The sequence below is a fragment of the Runella sp. genome (assembly GCF_027484545.1).
Lineage (GTDB): Bacteria > Bacteroidota > Bacteroidia > Cytophagales > Spirosomataceae > Runella.
In genome coordinates, this window is record NZ_JAIXST010000088.1 from 12,411 (window position 1) to 29,605 (window position 17,195).

The window sequence follows — 17,195 nt, forward strand, 5'->3', positions numbered from 1 at the left end:
TAAATAGGGCAAAAAATAGCTCCCTTCACCTTTCACTCCGTAAAAGGTGAAGGGAGCTATTTTTATGATTAATCTCAACTACGTATATGTATTTCCACCTGATGTTCCAACCCATCGTCCAGTAACTGCACCGCGTTGCCCTTGCCTTGATTTCCACCGATTTTCCACCAAGAATCCGCCCCATCCTGCAATTGATAAACAGTGATTTTGTAGGTTGAGCTTCCAAAGCGATAGTGAATGGTTACGAAAGGCCATGCCGCTGGAAAACAGGGTTTGAATTGCAACACATCCGTTTTTAAATCCATTCCCAGCAGGGAACCGATGATGAACTGGTACATCCAGCCCGAAGAACCAGTATACCACGTCCAACCGCCCCTTCCTTTGTGGGATTCATTGGCGTACACATCGGCCGCCATCACGTAAGGTTCTACTTTGTAGACCTGCACCGAAGCGGCATCGGAAGCGTGACTCAGGGGTTGAACCATGCTGAACAATTCATACACTTTTTCGCGCTCACCCAGAGCGGCAAACGCCATGAGGGTCCAGATAGCGGCGTGGGAATATTGCCCGCCATTTTCGCGCACTCCCGGTACATATCCTTGAATATAGCCCGGATTGAGGCCGTGGCCGTTGAAGGGAGGTGCTAATAATTGAATCAGCTTCAGGTCTCTTCTGACCAGGTATTTGTCCAAAGATGCCATGGCTGTTACCTTCCTTTCCTCAGATCCTGCTCCCGACAAAACGGACCAGCTTTGAGCAATTGCATCAATACGGCATTCATTGTTGGTTTTGGTACCCAGTGGTGTACCATCATCAAACCAAGCCCGTTTGTACCACTCACCGTCCCAACCCGAAGCTTCAATGTTGGATTGAAGGGTGATGGCTTCGTTTTGGCACGTTTCTGCAAAAGCAGTATCACCGTAGTCAACGGCGGTATCGGCAAAATGAACCAGCACATCGTAGAGAAAAAACGCCAACCAAACACTTTCTCCCAACCCTTTATTGCCTACTTGGTCCATGCCATCGTTCCAGTCGCCCGAACCAATAAAAGGCAATCCATGTATCCCGAATCGAAGGCTGTGTTTTATAGCACGAACGCAATGTTCATACAGAGGCCCGCTGAGATTGCCGCTAAGGGGTAAATCATACAACGAATCTTCTCCCGGATGCAGCAGACGAGATTCCAAATAACCCACCAGTACCGTTAATATAGTTTTATCGCCGGTTGCCTCGATGTATCGGCCAACAACAAAGGGTAGCCAAAGCAAGTCATCAGAACAACGGGTACGCACACCTCTTCCTTCGGGAGGATGCCACCAGTGTTGTACATCGCCTTCGGTAAACTGCTTGGAAGCACTTAAAAGCAGTTGTTCCCGCGCAATACCCGGACGGGTATGCAATAGAGACAATACATCCTGAAGTTGATCCCGGAAGCCAAATGCACCGCCGGATTGGTAAAAACCGCTCCGGGCAAAAATCCGACAGGCCAGCGTCTGATAGGTCAGCCAGCCATTGGCCAATACATTCAGAGCGTTGTCGGGCGTAGTTACCTGCACCGCCCCCAACGCCTCTTCCCAATAGCTTTTGACTTCCCGGAAGGACTCGAAAACAGTTTCCCGGTCGGTAAATTTCTGAATCAATCCCTGAGCGGCCGGGGTATTTTCTGCGTTGCCGAGTTGGAAGATTATTTCTTTTTCCGCACCGTCCAACAAATCAAATTTTACCTGTAAGGCGGCACAGGGGTCTAACCCGGCACCGCTGCGGCCGGACAGATTTTTTCGATACAGTGCCTGCGGGTTATTCAAATTTCGGTTTCGACCAATAAACTCCGAACGGTCTGCCGTGACGCTCAGATTGGCTCCGTTCACTTTAAAAAACGTAACCCGTTCCGAAAAACCAGTGTTATATCGGTTTCTGATGAACAGAGCACTGCTGTTGATCTCCTGTTCTGATAGAATGTGCATGTTTGTTTTGGAACGAACATCGCCCAAAATCATCTCCATAAAGCCCGTGGCCGAAAATTTGCGCTCTCGTCCGGACAGGTTCTTTATTTTCAGCACAATAAACTTAATCGGCAATTCCTTATCCACAAACACGCACATTTCAGAGGAAACACCCTGCTCAATGTGCGTATAGAGGGAATACCCAAAACCATGCGTGGTAATGTAGGGGCTTATTCCGCTAGCAGGAAAAGGAGATGGTGACCAAAAATGCCCCGTTTGCTCGTCGCGCAGGTAGAAAGCTTCTCCGCCCCTATCGCTTACCGGGTCGTTGCTCCAAGGCGTCAGGCGGTATTCATGGGCGTTAATGGCCCACGTATAGGCGGAGCCGTTTTCTGAAATTACCGTACCGAAATTCGGATTGGCAATGACATTTACCCACGGTGCTGGCGTGGTTTGTTTTTTATCGGTAATGATTTTATATTCTTTTCCGTCCGAGGTAAAACCGCCTGTTCCGTTAAAAAACAAAAGGTTATCCGGTAAGGCGATGGTATGTTGGAACTCCCGAAGAGTAATCGGTTTCGGTTCCAGCATAGGCGGCCCTGCTTTTTCGTTGTAATACCGGTTTACCTGTTCGGCCAATGTTCCTTTGTTATCGTGAATGATAACTCGGGCTACACTTTCAAACAGGATGCGATCTTCATGCGAAATCTGATCGGCAGATTTGACATATATATTCCCGGGCTTATAGTACACCGGATTGCCGATTGCTTCTCCCGAAATCAGCCCCAAAATTTGCTCCTGCATCACCTGACGATAGGAGCCGTAATCTTCATTCCAGATAATCAAATCAACAGCAAGTCCTTTCAAACGCCAGTAGGCATGTGCCTGCACCATTTGCCGAACCAAGTCGATATTTTCCGGGTCGTAAATGTGAACCAAAACAATGGGTAAATCGCCCGAAACCGAATGGCTCCACAGTCCCGATTGTCCTCTGAAATTAGCATTGAGTACTGCGGGATCGGCGCGTAAGGACGGATGAGCATAGATAACCGATGCGGCCAAGCGGTCGTATAGCTGGGCATCTGCTTCGGTGGCGTTGATTTGCCGGAGCAACACCTGACTGTGGGTCCAAGAAAGTTCAAATGCCCGTTTTTTAAGATGTTGGTCTTGGTATTTGTGCATCAGCGCTTCACAGGCTTCTCTGGTTTCACTGATTCCGTAAATCAAATCAATGGTTGCCGTTTGGTTGGGTTTGATACTGATGCGGTGCCGAATGGAAACGATGGGATCCAACACAGCTCCCTGATTTCCAGACAGCACATCCACTTCCATCGCCTGCGGAAAGGCTAAGGTTCTGCCTCTGCCGATAAATTGGCGACGGTCGGTTTCAAATGTTACCTCTTCCGTGGCGGTTCCGTGAACATCCATGAGGTGAAACATCCACGGCGGCAATTCATCCTGCGAACGCGGACGGCGCGTGCAGAGAATCGCTTTATAATCCGGGACAATTTCAGTTTGCACAAAAAGATTGCTAAAGGCCGGGTGCGCTTCGTCCGAAGCTTGGCTCGCCAGCACAATTTCGGCATAACTCGTTATTTCCAAGACCTTTACCGACTGAGTTCGGTTGGTGATTCGGACTCGTCTCATCTCCGTATCGTCTTCCGGAGAAATCACGATTTCGGTTTTAGTATCTATTCCATAATCCTGTCGGCTGAATTCAGCGTGACCCAATGAAAACAGTGCCTCGTAATTTTTGGTCGGTTGGAGGGTAGGGTGATGGGTATTTGACCAAAATTTGCCCGTGTTTACGTCTTTGATGTAACAAAATATCCCTCTGTCATCCTTGGTGGTATCTTCTCGCCAACGGGTCACTGTGATGTCTTTCCAACGGCTGTATCCTCCGCCCGAATTGGTAATCATCACCTGATAGCGACCATTGCTCAGGAGTTGAATTTCCGGTATCAGGGTGTTGGCCGTATTGATGCTTCGTATCTGTGCATCGCTCGTTTCGGAATTGGTTTCAATCAAATCTGCCGTATGAGCATAGAAAACGGTGGCTCTTGGAATGCGCTCTTGCAACAACAGGAGGGTGGCCTGAAAACGAAGTTCTGCCATAAACCGCTGCTGCATGGGTTTGTTCAACAACAGATACGATAAGGAAAGAAACCCCATGCCCTGGTGGTGAACCATGAAGGAGTACAAAATGCTGTGGGTTTTACCTCTGGGCAAACGACTTGTGGTGTAATCTATCGCTTCGTAAAACCCATACTCTCCTTCAAACCCTTCTTTTGCCAATACTTGCAGGTTGGCACAGGCTTTGGCCGGTGACACCATCAACGCCATCATAGAAGCATAGGGTGCGATGACCAAATCCTCTTCCAGTCCGCGTTTCAGGCCAAGGCCCGGTACGCCGAAGGCGCGGTATTGGTAATTCAGATTGGCATCGGTCATGTTGTAGGCTGATTCTGAAATCCCCCACGGCACTCCCCGTTGCGCCGCATATTCAATTTGTCGTTTTACGGTTGCTTTATTGGTCTGGTACAACAGCGTGTTTTCGTAGGCAGGCATGACCAACTGCGGCATCAGGTATTCAAACATGGAACCACTCCAGGAGAGTAAGATCGGATCACCTCCCGAGTTGGTCAGTAAACGCCCCAAGGCAAACCAACTTTCCTGCGGCAATTTTCCCTGCGCGATGCCCACAAAAATCCCTAACCGAGCCTCGGAAGCCAACAGATCATAATAACTGTTGTCATTGCGTTGGTCATCTACGTTATAACCGATTCGTAAAAGACCCGTCGGTTTATCAAACAGAAAATCATACTCAATGGTACTTAACTCTTCGCACTCTTCCGCCAGTTGTTCCGTGAGTCGGATTCTTTCGGTGGCTATGTTGCTGCCCTTTTTCAGGAATTCACGCAGTTGGAGCAACCATTCTTTTTCTTCAGAACGTTTTGCTTGTCCGTCATACAGGTCAATCTGCGGCAAAAACACTTCCGAAATTTCCTGAAGGGACAGAAGCGAAGGAATAGAATCAAGCGCCGCAAGGTCAACAAAATGCGCTGGAACGGGCAACAGTTGCAACCACGGAACCGACTGTATTACCTCTTCCCTGACGGCAGTTATTTGCGACAATAATCGGTTTGACCATGTATATACTTCCGTTTCGCTGCCCAGTTGGTACGGAGTTAATTCATTCGTTAGAAAAATCAACTCATCCAAATTTTTCTTTACATCGCTGAGTGAGCTTTCTTTGGTAGCAGCCCCTTCCAATAAAATCAGTATTTTTTTGGTTATTTCCGCTTGGTGTCCTTTAGAAAAATCCTGTATAATTCGCGTCGTGGTTTTGAGACCTTCGTATATCTTCCGGGTAAACAGAGGCTGGGCAGGCAAGGCCAAGAGTCCCTGACGCAGGGTAAGCAAATGACCAATCAGATTCCCACTGTCAACCGTGGATACATATCTGGGCAAGAGAGGCAACAGGTTCAGGGTGTCGTACCAGTTATAAAAATGGCCCTTGTATCGCTCCAATTTGAGCATTGACTCCAATGCATTTTTACAGCGATGTACCAATTCGCCACCACCTATGTACCCAAAATCATAGGCGGTAAGGTTGGCCAGCAAAGCCAAACCTAAGTTGGTAGGAGAAGTACGGTGGGCAATAATGGCAACGGGTTGTTGTTGAAAATTGTCCGGTGGCAACCAGTTTTCGCCTTCGGTAACAAACTGTTCAAAGAAGGACCAGGTTTTCCGGGCCGATTTATGAAGAAACAAGGTTTGTTCTTCGGGAAGCCATTGACTTTCTTCGGCTTCGGGCCTACTCAGACGCCAAGACAATGCCGGTGCAATAAACCAAAGAATAAGCATCGGAGCCGCCACAAACAGTGCTTCCGAATCGCTGTACGCCAAAAAGACGGTACAAATAAGCGCCAATACGGACGTCATCCACATGGATTGATACACCGAGCCCATGTCGTTGCGCGTATTTCGAGAGGCACTTGCGGAAGGAGTCCATTCCAAGAGTTTTTTCTTGGAAACAATCATTCGCCAATTGGTTCGCAGAATGGCATCCGTATAGCGGAAGGCTTCATAAGGAAGGACTGCAATGCCAAACATAAACCTAATCAGGGTGCCTCGCATCGAACCGCCTATTTCAGCCAAATGCGCCTTCAAGGTCAAATCAATGGGCTTGTTTGCCAACCGCCAACCTGCGGCCGCCATGACGGGGAGTAAGATATTGACGGTAACGGTCAATGTCCATAACCAAGGTAAAGGCAACAGAAACCACCCTATCAATAAAAGCAACGTCAACGACAGCGGCAATAAGCTTCGTCGTAGGTTATCAAAAATTTTCCAGCGGGATAAAGCAGAGAGCGTATTTTTAGCCAGATGGCCGTTCCTGCCAGTCACAAAGGGTAACATCCAGGCTCCAATTTGCCAATCGCCCCTGATCCAGCGATGATGTCGCTTGATGTCAGCTTGGTACTGAGTGGGGTTTTCTTCGTATAAGAGTACGTCGCTTATCAGGCTGGAACGAGTATAACAGCCTTCCAGTAAATCGTGGCTCAGGATACGGTTTTCCTGAAAAATCTGATTTAAAGCCTGTTCAAACACGTCCACGTCATAAATTCCTTTGCCGATAAAGGAGCCTTCGCCGAACAAATCCTGATACACATCCGAAGAAACGCGGGTGTAAGGGTCAATACCAAACACATCACTCTGCATTCGCAAATACAACGACGTAGCCGTTTTTGGAATGGCCGAAGCCAATCGGGGTTGTAGTATTCCGTAGCCGTCCGTCACCCGCTTTTCTTCGGGACTGTAGATGGCATGATTGAGCGGATGCGCCATGGTTGCGACAAATTTCCAGACCGATTCGCGCGGAAGTTGCGTGTCGGAATCTAAGGTAATGACGTATTTTACCTGCCTCAAAACGTCAGTTTTACCAATAACCAACGAAAATTCGCCTTGGCTCCGCCCCCGAATAAACGCATTTAAAGCAGACAGTTTTCCTCTTTTGCGCTCGTAACCCATCCACTTCTGCTCAGAAGCACTCCAAGTTCTTGGACGGTGAAAGAGAAAAAAAACATCTTCTTCCAGCCGTTTGTACTTATGATTTAAGGCTTCAATCCTACCTTTGGTCCATTCCAATAAGCTATTATCTTCCGGCAGAAATTCGGCATCGGCATCCAAAAAATCGGTTAGCAGTCCAAAATGCAGATTAGCTTCCCGATTGGCCAGAAAACGAATTTCCAGTGCTTCCACCAGTTCGTCAATATACGCCTTGCTTGAAATCATGGTAGGCACAATCACCAACGAACGACATTCGGCAGGAATACCTCCCGAAAAATCCATGCGGGGCAACAGTTGTGGTCTTACCCAAATCGTAGAAAACCAGTTGGTTAGAGAAACCGCCAACTGGGCCGCTCCCGAAACAGAGAGTATAGCTACTGCCGTCAACAACAACCTGCCATGTGCTCCGTAACTGTAAGCCTGATATAACATCCCGCCTGCTACCAACAGAGTTATGCAAACTATAGAAAATAAATAGAGGAATACGGGCACTTGGCCGATAACTTGAAACAGTCGTTTTTTCAGGGAATAACGCATTCCGGCGGCCAACTCGGCCTTTTTCAAGCCCTTATCAATGAGGTAAAAACCTACGTGTTTTTCTCTTTCCGGTTTTTGAGGGTCGATTTGCGGCGATTCGGTCAATTCAAGTACCTTTTTCGCCACTTCGGTTTCTGAAAAAGCAGAAGCTTTGGAAATAGTCTCAATGACGTGGCGGTATCGGTCGCGGGTCGCAAAATCCATTTGGGGATACGTTCCCGCACTATCGAGTCTCAGTACCTTTTCTACACTGCTGAGTTCTTCCACAAAATCGCGCCAATCCGTTGCTCCGAGCATTCGAAGCGTCCCGATGCAGTTTCGTACCGAGACTTGATTGGCTGCCTGTTTTTGACTTTCCTGCTGAACAACGTCATTGCTGCTGCTCCCCGCTGCCGACAACTGTTGTTCCATCCAACTCAAAGGCAGTACCAATGCCGGGCCTTTTCCCTGCAGTTGCCGCGTAAAACCTGCCACAAACGGACCCGACAAAGCGGGCTTTGAACGCGCCATATCGGCAATGGTCAAAATCAGGTTGGCAGGTTCATCTTTGACCGTAGTAATCATCTTATCAGCCCAGTAATCGGCCAAATTATGGTCAACCATGCCCAGAGCAATCTTTCCACCCACCCGGCGCAGGTTTTCAATCACCGCCAATCGGAGCATGATGGGTATGGCCCACAATTCACCCAACGTGAGTACGGTATAGGTCTGGTAGGCAGCAATAAAACTGCTCAGACTTCTTACATCTACCCGGCCATCGCTGTGGGAAATAATTTCCAAGGCAATGTCATATACCCGGGGCATACCCGTCGAAATTCCGTCAGAAAGGCAGGGCAACCCTTCACTGTATCCTTTGGGCAAGTGTTTTTCTGCAATGACTACCTGTTCTTCAATCAGATAAAAATTGTCAAGCAGCCATTCGGCACCGGGTGTAATGGCCTTCCCTCCTCTGATGCTTTCTACCAACAAATCACGTACTTCCAACAACGTTTTTTCATTATCTCCCAGCCTTTTCAGAAGCTTATCAGAGGTATTTCGTATCAGGAGTTTGTGCGACTGGGCCACTACCTTACCATACCGATTCATTTGGTCTAAACTGTAAAGCTCGGAACGAAACGGCTCATCGCTTTCATAATTACGAAAAGCATTAAAATAAACGCGTAAACGCGACAAAATATCGAACACTGTACTGGTCGTAACCTTCATAATAACAGTCATTTGTAAAAACCTCGACTAAGAAAAAGACGCAAATACAGGCCTGAATGCTCAGGAGATTCCGTATAACCAGTTCGATTTAAGAGGATGAAGTTGAAAGGAATAAATAGTTTCTCTAATCCCGTGATAAGTGGTGATGGAATCGGGACGTGTTGATTTACATTTTCGTCAGAAATTGCAGTAATTTTGGTAAGATACTACATTCTCGGGAAAATCAAAGCTTTTGCTAATAAACATAAAATCAACGGAGTCGGTGCCCTGGGGCATTGGGCCGTAGACCACATCTTTCCTGACGCTGCATATATACCACCGACCAAAGCGAAAAACTTCGGTCGGTTGCGTTTTAGGCCACAACGCCGCTTGATAATTAAATCAGCAACAAGCCGCCGCCTAAGTAGCATAGCCCAACTTTATTTTTAATATTTGTAATTCAGCAAATAGTGCTGACAAGGCTAAAAAGTAAATCAGAACAAATATCCATGTTTGAACAAACCTTTAAGAATATTGACGATATACTGCACAAAGATGCAGGGTGTGGAAGTGAGTTGGATTACGTAGAACAAACCTCGTGGGTGCTGTTCCTGAAATACCTCGACGATCTGGAAAAAGACAAAGCCACTGCCGCCGAACTCACCGGCATGGAGTATCAAAGCATTATTGCCCCCGAATTTCAGTGGAGTACGTGGGCCATGCCTAAAAAACTAAAAGTTGGCTTATTTGAAGAATATGAACTCGACCATCATAAAGCCCTGACGGGTGATGATTTGGTCGATTTTGTGAATATTGACCTATTTCCTTACCTCAAAAAGTTTAAAACCTCTGCCGAAAGCGCCGACACCATCGAATACAAAATCGGGGAGATATTCAGTGAGTTGAAAAACCGCGTCCAAAGCGGCTACAATCTACGCGAGGTTATCAACCGCATTGACGAATTGTGTTTCCGTACGCACGCGGAAAAGCACGAAATGAGCCACTTGTACGAGTCAAAGATTCAGAACATGGGCAACGCGGGGCGCAATGGCGGTGAGTATTACACCCCCCGACCGCTCATTACGACCATTGTGAAAGTAGTGGCTCCCAAGATTGGGGATAGAATTTTTGACGGAGCGGTAGGCTCGGCGGGCTTTTTGTGCGAAGCCTTTGACTACCTTAAAAACAGCAAAGCCCTTACTACCAAAGAAACGGAAATACTCCAAAAACGTACTTTTTACGGCAAAGAGAAGAAATCGTTGGCCTACATCATTGGTACCATGAACATGATTTTGCACGGGATAGAAGCGCCCAACATTGTGCATACCAATACCCTTGCTGAAAACATTGCCGACATACAGGAAAAAGACCGCTACGATGTGGTATTGGCCAACCCGCCGTTTGGGGGCAAGGAACGCGCCGAAGTGCAGCAAAACTTCCCCATCAAAACGGGAGAAACGGCTTCGCTGTTTATGCAGCATTTTATCAAAGTTTTGAAAGCAGGCGGCAAAGCGGGGATAGTGATTAAAAACACGTTTCTGAGCAATACCGACAATGCCAGCATTGCCCTGCGCAAACTCCTGCTTGAAAGTTGCAACCTCCATACCGTACTCGATTTGCCGGGGGGCACGTTTACGGGGGCAGGTGTAAAAACCGTGGTGCTGTTTTTTGAGAAAGGAGCACCTACCCAGAAAGTGTGGTTTTACCAACTCAACCTCGCCCGTAACCTCGGAAAAACCAATGCCCTCAACGAGCGCGACTTGGCCGACTTTGTAGCCTTGCAAAAGACTTTTGCCGACAGCGAAAACTCTTGGACGCTCGACGTGGCTGCCATTGATACCGCCACCTACGATTTGAGTGCCAAAAACCCCAACAAAAAAGAAGAAACCGCCCTCCGCGCCCCGCAGGAAATTTTAGAAGAAATGCGAGCCTTGGATGAAGAAAGCGCAGAGATTTTAAACTCAATTTTGGAACTGATATGAAAGAAGGCAATGCAATAAGCCTGCCGAAGGGTTGGGAAGTAAAGAAATTGGGCGAGATATGTGAATTTGAAAATGGTGATAGAGGAGTAAACTATCCTTCAAAATCTCATAGAACTGAAATGGGTATCCCTTTTATCAATGCTGGACATTTGACCTCAAATGGGCTTGATATTTATAGTATGGATTATATTTCAAAAGAGAGATTTGATCTATTGGGAAGCGGGAAAGTTCAAAAGGGTGATATATTATTTTGTTTAAGAGGCTCACTTGGCAAATTTGCAAAAGTTCATGAATTTTCAGAGGGTGCAATAGCATCATCATTAGTTATTGTACGCCCTAAATCAAAAGTAACATCCGACTTTTTAATGATTTATTTTGAAAGTAAAATCTGTGCAGATATGATTACTGATTTTGCAAATGGTGCAGCTCAGCCAAATCTTTCTGCTGGCAATTTAAAGAACTTTATAATCCCCCTTCCCCCGCTCTCCGAGCAACAACGCATCGTAGCCATATTAGATGAAGCCTTTGCGGGCATTGCCAAGGCCAAAGCCAAGGCCGAACAAAACCTCAAAAATGCCAAGGAGTTATTTGAGAGTTATTTGCAAGGGGTGTTTGAGAATAAAGGGGAAGGTTGGGAGGAGAAGACGTTGGAGCAGATTTCAAAATCGTTTGGAAGAGGAAAATCAAGGCATCGTCCAAGAAATTTTGAAGGATTGTATGGTGGTGCCTATCCTTTTATTCAGACTGGAGATATACGTAACTGTAATCATTACATTACAGAATACACACAGACATATAATGACTTAGGACTTGCGCAAAGTAAGCTTTGGCCAGCAGGAACGATTTGCATAACAATAGCGGCAAATATTGCCGAAACAGGGGTATTAACTTTTGATGCCTGTTTTCCAGATAGTGTTATTGGTGTAGTAGTTAATGAAAATTTAGCTGATAGAGATTTTGTTGAATATTTGTTACAATCATTTAAGGCAAGAATACAATCGTTGGGCAAAGGAAGTGCACAGGCAAATATCAATATGGGAACTTTTGAAAATGAATTATTTCCATTTCCAACGGTAGCAGAACAAAAAGAGATTGTACAAAAACTAAATGCACTTTCTGCCGAAACGAAGCGGTTAGAGGGCATTTATCAGCAAAAAATCAATGATTTGGAGGAGTTGAAAAAGAGTGTGTTGCAAAAGGCATTTAGGGGGGAGTTGCGTAGCCCCGAAGGGGCGGAATATCGTAGCGAGGGGCATCGCCCGTCGCTACGAATGGGCAAAAACATCCCCCAAAGCCCTGAAAGGGCGTAATACTATACCGCCCTTTCAGGGCTTTGGGGGGGGGGCATTTTATGACAGGGTGGCGACCGAATCGCCTGATTGGCAGGACGATGCCACTCCTGCTACAGGACGATACCCTGCTACTCTGTATGCCACAGGGCGATACCCTGTGTTAAGATATACCGCCCTTTCAGGGCTTTTGGGCATTTTAGGGCTTTTAGTTATTCATTTCGATACTAATAAATTATGGGACAGTCGCTTGTAAAAAACTACGTTCATATCGTATTTAGCACCAAATACCGACAACCGCTGATACACCCACCCGTCGAAGCCGAACTGCACAGCTACCTTGGAGGTATCTGCAACAAGCTCGACTGTCAAGTAATAAAAGTAGGCGGCTACACCGACCACATTCATATTTTGTGTATGCTCTCCAAAAAGATAGCCCTGATGAAACTAATGGAAGAACTAAAATCTCATTCTTCCAAATGGATGAAAACGAAAGATGAATCGCTTAAAAACTTCTATTGGCAAGACGGTTACGGCGCGTTTTCGGTAAATCCAAGTCAAGTAGATATTGTGATTGCCTACATCGCCAATCAGCATCAACACCACAGTAAGAAGACTTTTCAAGACGAATACCGCGCATTCCTAAAAAAGTATAACGTAGAATACGATGAGAAGTATGTTTGGGACTAACATCGCTTTGTTCGCAGAGGCATTACGCCCTTTCAGGGCTTTTCATGGGGATTCGTTCATAGGCTTCCACCACTCTATAGGGCTTCACCCTAAGTTAGCAGATTATACCCCTTCGGGGCTAATGATGATGGGGATCCTCCTTAGCCCCGAAGGGGCGTCATACCCTAACGGTGGGTGCAGCCCATCGCATACGCAGAAGCCATCGCATAAAGCATAGCATTATGAACGAAGCAGAAACAAGAGCCGAACTCATCGACCCCAAGCTGCGGGCGTGTGGTTGGGGCGTGGTAGAAGGCTCTAAAGTCCTTCGTGAAAGGCAAGCCCAAATTACCAATGGTAAAATAAACGTGGGTGGTGTCAGAAGCAGGCCGATGAAGGCCGACTACATATTGGTGTACAAAGGCATTAAGTTGGCCGTAGTAGAAGCAAAAAGTGATGAGTTGGGAGTGGGCGAAGGCGTAGCCCAAGCCAAGCAATACGCCGAAAAGCTTAAATTAGAAACCACTTACGCCACCAACGGAAAGGAGATTTATCAAATCTGCCTGAAAACAGGCGTGGAAGGTTTGGTAGCCAACTACCTGACACCTGATGAACTTTGGAATAAAACCTTTGCCGAACAAAACGACTGGAGAGAGAAATTTGCTTCGGTACCGTTTGAAACCATTGGAGGTACAAAGCCGCCAAGGTTCTATCAGGAAATTGCCGTAAATAAAGTATTGGAAGCCGTAGTCAATAAAAAAGAACGAATCCTTTTGACCCTCGCTACGGGAACGGGTAAAACAACGATTGCCTTTCAAATAGCTTGGAAATTGTTTCAAACCCGTTGGAATTTAAAATGGGATGGCAGTCGCAGACCCCGCATCCTGTTTTTAGCTGATAGAAATGTATTATCTGACCAAGCCTACGGAGAGTTCAGTAGGTATGCTGCCTTTAAAGAAGATGCTTTATTAAGGATAAGCCCAAAGGCAATCAGAGATATAAACGATGATGGAAAAAAGGTAGTTGTCAATACTTTTTTGACCAATCCCCAAAAAAACAAAGTTCGTGTTCCGACGAATGGGAACATCTTTTTTACGATTTTCCAAACCTTTATGACGGGCGAAAACGAGCCTAATTTTGGAGAATATCCTGCCGATTATTTCGATTTCATCATCATTGACGAGTGTCACCGGGGCGGAGCCAACGACGAAGGAAACTGGAGAGGCATTTTAGAATACTTTGCGCCTGCGGTTCAGTTGGGTTTGACCGCTACTCCCAAGCGCCCAAAGAGGGCAATAGACACAGCGGGTAACGTTGATACGTACAAATATTTTGGGGAGCCGGTCTATATCTATTCGCTCAAAGAAGGCATCAACGATGGTTTCTTGACACCCTTCAAGGTAAAACGCATCCAAACCACGCTCGACGATTACATCTATACCAGCGACGATCAGGTAATAGAAGGCGAAGTGGAGCAGGGAAAACGGTATGCCGAACCCGATTTCAACAAAATAATCGAGATAAAGGAAAGAGAAGCGAAGCGAGTTCAGATTTACATGGACGAAGCCAATCAGAACGAGAAAGCCATTATATTCTGTGCCACGCAAGACCACGCTGCTGCCGTTCGTGATTTGGTGAATCAATACAAGAAAAGCAAAACACCCAATTATTGTGTTCGAGTCACGGCCAACGATGGCGAAATAGGCGAACAGTTTTTACGGGAGTTTCAGGACAACGAAAAGGCTATCCCAACCATTCTGACCACTTCGCAAAAGCTTTCTACGGGCGTAGATGCCCGAAACATTCGCAACATTGTGTTGATGCGTCCCGTCAACTCCATGATAGAGTTTAAGCAGATTGTAGGGCGTGGCACTCGTTTGTTTGATGGCAAAGAGTTTTTTACCATTTACGACTTCGTAGATGCGTACCATCATTTTGCCGACCCGGCATGGGATGGAGAACCCGTAGCGCCGGAACCGCCCGGTGGCGTTGGTGAACCCAAAGAACCCTACAAGACTCCGGAGAAAAAAGCAGACAATTCAGAAGGAAGCGAGGGCGGTCAGGGAGAAGGAGAAACCCCAAAACGTCTAAAAATAAAACTGCGCGATGGCAAAGAGCGGGAGATTCAGCACATGATTGCCACTTCCTTTTGGAGTGCCGATGGCCGCCCCATCTCGGCTCAGGAGTTTATGGATAATCTGTTTGGCAAAATGCCCGACTTGTTTCAAAATGAAGAAGAGCTGCGTACTCTTTGGAGCAATCCATTGACCAGAAAAACGCTGTTGGAAAAAGTAGAAGAAGCCGGTTTTCCAAAAAGTGATCTGTTGGTGTTACAGCAATTGGTGGACATGGAGAAAAGCGACCTGTTTGATGTACTGGAGTATGTGTTTTATAATGAAAATAAAACAGTAACTCGGCAGGAACGGGTAGCCGCTGCACAGGCGACCATCTTTGCCTTACTCAATGACAAACAAAAAGAGTTTATTGAGTTTGTTTTGAGCAAATACATTGAAACGGGCGTAGAAGAACTCGACCAAGAGAAGCTGCCCGTTTTGCTGACCAACAAATATCAATCGTTGGAAGATGCAAAAAAGATACTGGGAGAGGTTTCCAAAATACGCCAATTATTTATCGAATTTCAGAAGCATTTATATGAACAAAAAGCGGCGTAGAAAACGCTCAAAAGAAAATTAGGGAACACCTGGCTAAAGTCAGAAATTTGGGCAGGTTTAAAAAATTAAAAGGCTGTAAATCAACGATTTACAGCCTTTTGGCAGAGAGAGAGAAACTTATTAACTATTTGACTGTCAAATAGTTACGCCATACCGCTCTAAAAAGTCCTCGGATTTGTCCTCATTTTTTAGCTAAAAACATCATTTTAAGCCCATTACCCCAATGAAAATTATCCACACCTCAAATAAACATTTTTGCTATGAACAAGTACAAAATAAACGGTGCTATGAGCCGTAAAGAAATTGCCTTGCTTTACAACATATCGGATAAAGCCTTCAATGCTCGATTAAAACGACACGGCCTTGACTTTGGTAATGATAGAGTTTTGTTACCCGCACAAATCGAAAGAATCATAGATGTACTGGGTTTTTGGGTAATAGAATTAGCTCTCTAAAACAACCCATCCCTTCTTAATTACCCTTATCTTTCCCAATCCTTCCTAAGTCTCCCGAAGCGAACAACACAAAGTTGTTCGCTTTTACTTTTGTGCTGTAGTCGACTTGAAACGACTACAAAGTAATTTATTCAGATGGCGTATAAGGGCAGACTTTTGGTCTGCCTATTATTTCCCCATCACAAACCTTTACCACTAAATAACAATTTTATGAATCCAAAAACTGAACAGGTGATTGCCTTAAAAAATGACGGCTGGAGCCTACGAAACATTGCCAATGAAGTTGGCATTTCTGTATTTACGGTACGGTCTATTCTCGCCAAACAGGCGCAACCTACTCCAGACATTGTAGATACAGCAGTAGATGCGTATCCCGACGAAAGCGTTCCTAAAGCTGAAGTAAAAAATTTACTCAGCGGTCTATTGGCAGAACATTCCAATAATCAACTGCGAGCTGCCAAAAAGAAATACGTGGATCAGTTCAATCGTCTGATTGATGAATGGTTAGATAACTCCGATGGTTGTACTTGGAATGGACATGACCTAAATATGTTCAATGATTCGATTACACGGCTCAAAAAGGATTTATTTGAGTTTTGTGAGGGTTTAGGAATCTCAACCGAAGATTTAGCCATTTTCCAAAATGCCGCTGAAATTAAACTGGTGTTTATGGAATTTCTAAAAATTGAAGACGACGTGACTTTCGATTTTGATGACGAACTGTATGGTATCATAGATAGCCTCAAAGTAGAAGATTTTGACGACCCTCATACAGGCGTTGACCTTTTAAAGGAGATTGAGATTGCGTAAGACAACGATTAACGCATAAAACCATGGCAGATACGTATGTAATGAAGGGTGTTAGCGTTGATGGTGTGCCTGACACGAAATTGAAACAATTGTTTAGACGTATTGGAATCTTTTTCAATCCACCTAAGATTGATTCTCTTTCGGGCAAAGCTGAAATCAGCAACTTAACATCAACTGCCGATATTCAAGCCGGTTCAACCCAAACAGGCACTAATGGTATATCAGGTGCTCAATTGGCTAATTCGATTACTGGCATAGGAGCCATTGCCAACACGGTCTTTGGTTTTTTAGGTCAGTCTGAACAAACCAAACAGTCAAAATACCAACTTGAAGCCCTTACAAAGCAAAAAGAGTTGTCCGCACTTCAAGGCGAAATCGGCTACAATCTAAAAAAATTAGAAGCTGATATTGAACTGAAAAAACAGGAACTTGCAGCAGCACAAAAGGCCGATAGTACAAAAAAGGCAGTGCGCGCAAAGTAATGCTATAACAAAAAAATAGACAACTGGGGCAAATGCCTAACTTTGGAGTGACTAAACTCAAAGATTATGTACCTATTTTGCCCAAGTTGTCACAGCAC

At 45.6% G+C, this 17,195-nt stretch carries 9 protein-coding genes; 8 read left to right on the forward strand and 1 reads right to left on the reverse strand.

What is annotated here, in order from left to right:
• Window positions 1–74: 74 nt before the first annotated feature.
• Window positions 75–8,759 carry a glycoside hydrolase family 94 protein gene (locus tag Q0081_RS08365; protein ID WP_298351378.1) on the reverse strand — a complete coding sequence of 2,895 codons (8,685 nt, stop codon included), beginning with the start codon at window positions 8,757–8,759 and terminating at the stop codon, window positions 75–77.
• 488 nt (window positions 8,760–9,247) lie between these two features.
• Between Q0081_RS08365 and Q0081_RS08370 the strand changes: the two genes are divergently transcribed.
• From Q0081_RS08370 to Q0081_RS08405, 8 genes are all read left to right on the forward strand, one after another.
• Window positions 9,248–10,720 (forward strand): N-6 DNA methylase, encoded by a 1,473-nt coding sequence (locus Q0081_RS08370; RefSeq protein ID WP_298351381.1) that lies wholly within the window; start codon window positions 9,248–9,250, stop codon window positions 10,718–10,720.
• Window positions 10,717–12,030, forward strand: coding sequence for a restriction endonuclease subunit S (locus tag Q0081_RS08375; RefSeq protein ID WP_298351384.1), 1,314 nt, complete (start codon window positions 10,717–10,719; stop codon window positions 12,028–12,030). The genes Q0081_RS08370 and Q0081_RS08375 overlap by 4 nt, the downstream gene beginning before the upstream one ends.
• A 49-nt stretch (window positions 12,031–12,079) precedes the next feature.
• Window positions 12,080–12,265 (forward strand): hypothetical protein, encoded by a 186-nt coding sequence (locus tag Q0081_RS08380; protein ID WP_298351387.1) that lies wholly within the window; start codon window positions 12,080–12,082, stop codon window positions 12,263–12,265.
• A complete protein-coding gene (tnpA, locus tag Q0081_RS08385) occupies window positions 12,247–12,699 on the forward strand; it encodes an IS200/IS605 family transposase (RefSeq protein WP_298351390.1) in 453 nt (150 codons plus the stop codon). Before Q0081_RS08380 ends, tnpA begins: the two co-directional genes overlap by 19 nt.
• Window positions 12,700–12,920: 221 nt before the next feature.
• Entirely contained in the window at window positions 12,921–15,350 is a 2,430-nt protein-coding gene (gene hsdR / locus Q0081_RS08390) for an EcoAI/FtnUII family type I restriction enzme subunit R (protein WP_298351393.1), read from the forward strand.
• 260 nt (window positions 15,351–15,610) lie between these two features.
• Window positions 15,611–15,805, forward strand: a complete 195-nt coding sequence (locus tag Q0081_RS08395; protein ID WP_298351395.1) for a hypothetical protein — start codon at window positions 15,611–15,613, stop codon at window positions 15,803–15,805.
• A gap of 210 nt (window positions 15,806–16,015) precedes the next feature.
• A complete protein-coding gene (locus tag Q0081_RS08400) occupies window positions 16,016–16,615 on the forward strand; it encodes a hypothetical protein (protein WP_298351397.1) in 600 nt (199 codons plus the stop codon).
• A 23-nt stretch (window positions 16,616–16,638) separates the two neighbouring features.
• Complete coding sequence (locus tag Q0081_RS08405; RefSeq protein WP_298351399.1) at window positions 16,639–17,097, forward strand: hypothetical protein; 459 nt, start codon at window positions 16,639–16,641, stop codon at window positions 17,095–17,097.
• Window positions 17,098–17,195: the final 98 nt, after the last annotated feature.

What these genes read in the sequence shown, in the direction of transcription:
- Q0081_RS08365 (WP_298351378.1), bottom strand. Translation starts at nt 8,759, where the DNA reads ATGAAGGTTACGACCAGTACAGTGTTCGATATTTTGTCGCGTTTACGC.
- Q0081_RS08370 (WP_298351381.1), top strand. Translation starts at nt 9,248, where the DNA reads ATGTTTGAACAAACCTTTAAGAATATTGACGATATACTGCACAAAGAT.
- Q0081_RS08375 (WP_298351384.1), top strand. Translation starts at nt 10,717, where the DNA reads ATGAAAGAAGGCAATGCAATAAGCCTGCCGAAGGGTTGGGAAGTAAAG.
- tnpA (WP_298351390.1), top strand. Translation starts at nt 12,247, where the DNA reads ATGGGACAGTCGCTTGTAAAAAACTACGTTCATATCGTATTTAGCACC.
- hsdR (WP_298351393.1), top strand. Translation starts at nt 12,921, where the DNA reads ATGAACGAAGCAGAAACAAGAGCCGAACTCATCGACCCCAAGCTGCGG.
- Q0081_RS08395 (WP_298351395.1), top strand. Translation starts at nt 15,611, where the DNA reads ATGAACAAGTACAAAATAAACGGTGCTATGAGCCGTAAAGAAATTGCC.
- Q0081_RS08400 (WP_298351397.1), top strand. Translation starts at nt 16,016, where the DNA reads ATGAATCCAAAAACTGAACAGGTGATTGCCTTAAAAAATGACGGCTGG.
- Q0081_RS08405 (WP_298351399.1), top strand. Translation starts at nt 16,639, where the DNA reads ATGGCAGATACGTATGTAATGAAGGGTGTTAGCGTTGATGGTGTGCCT.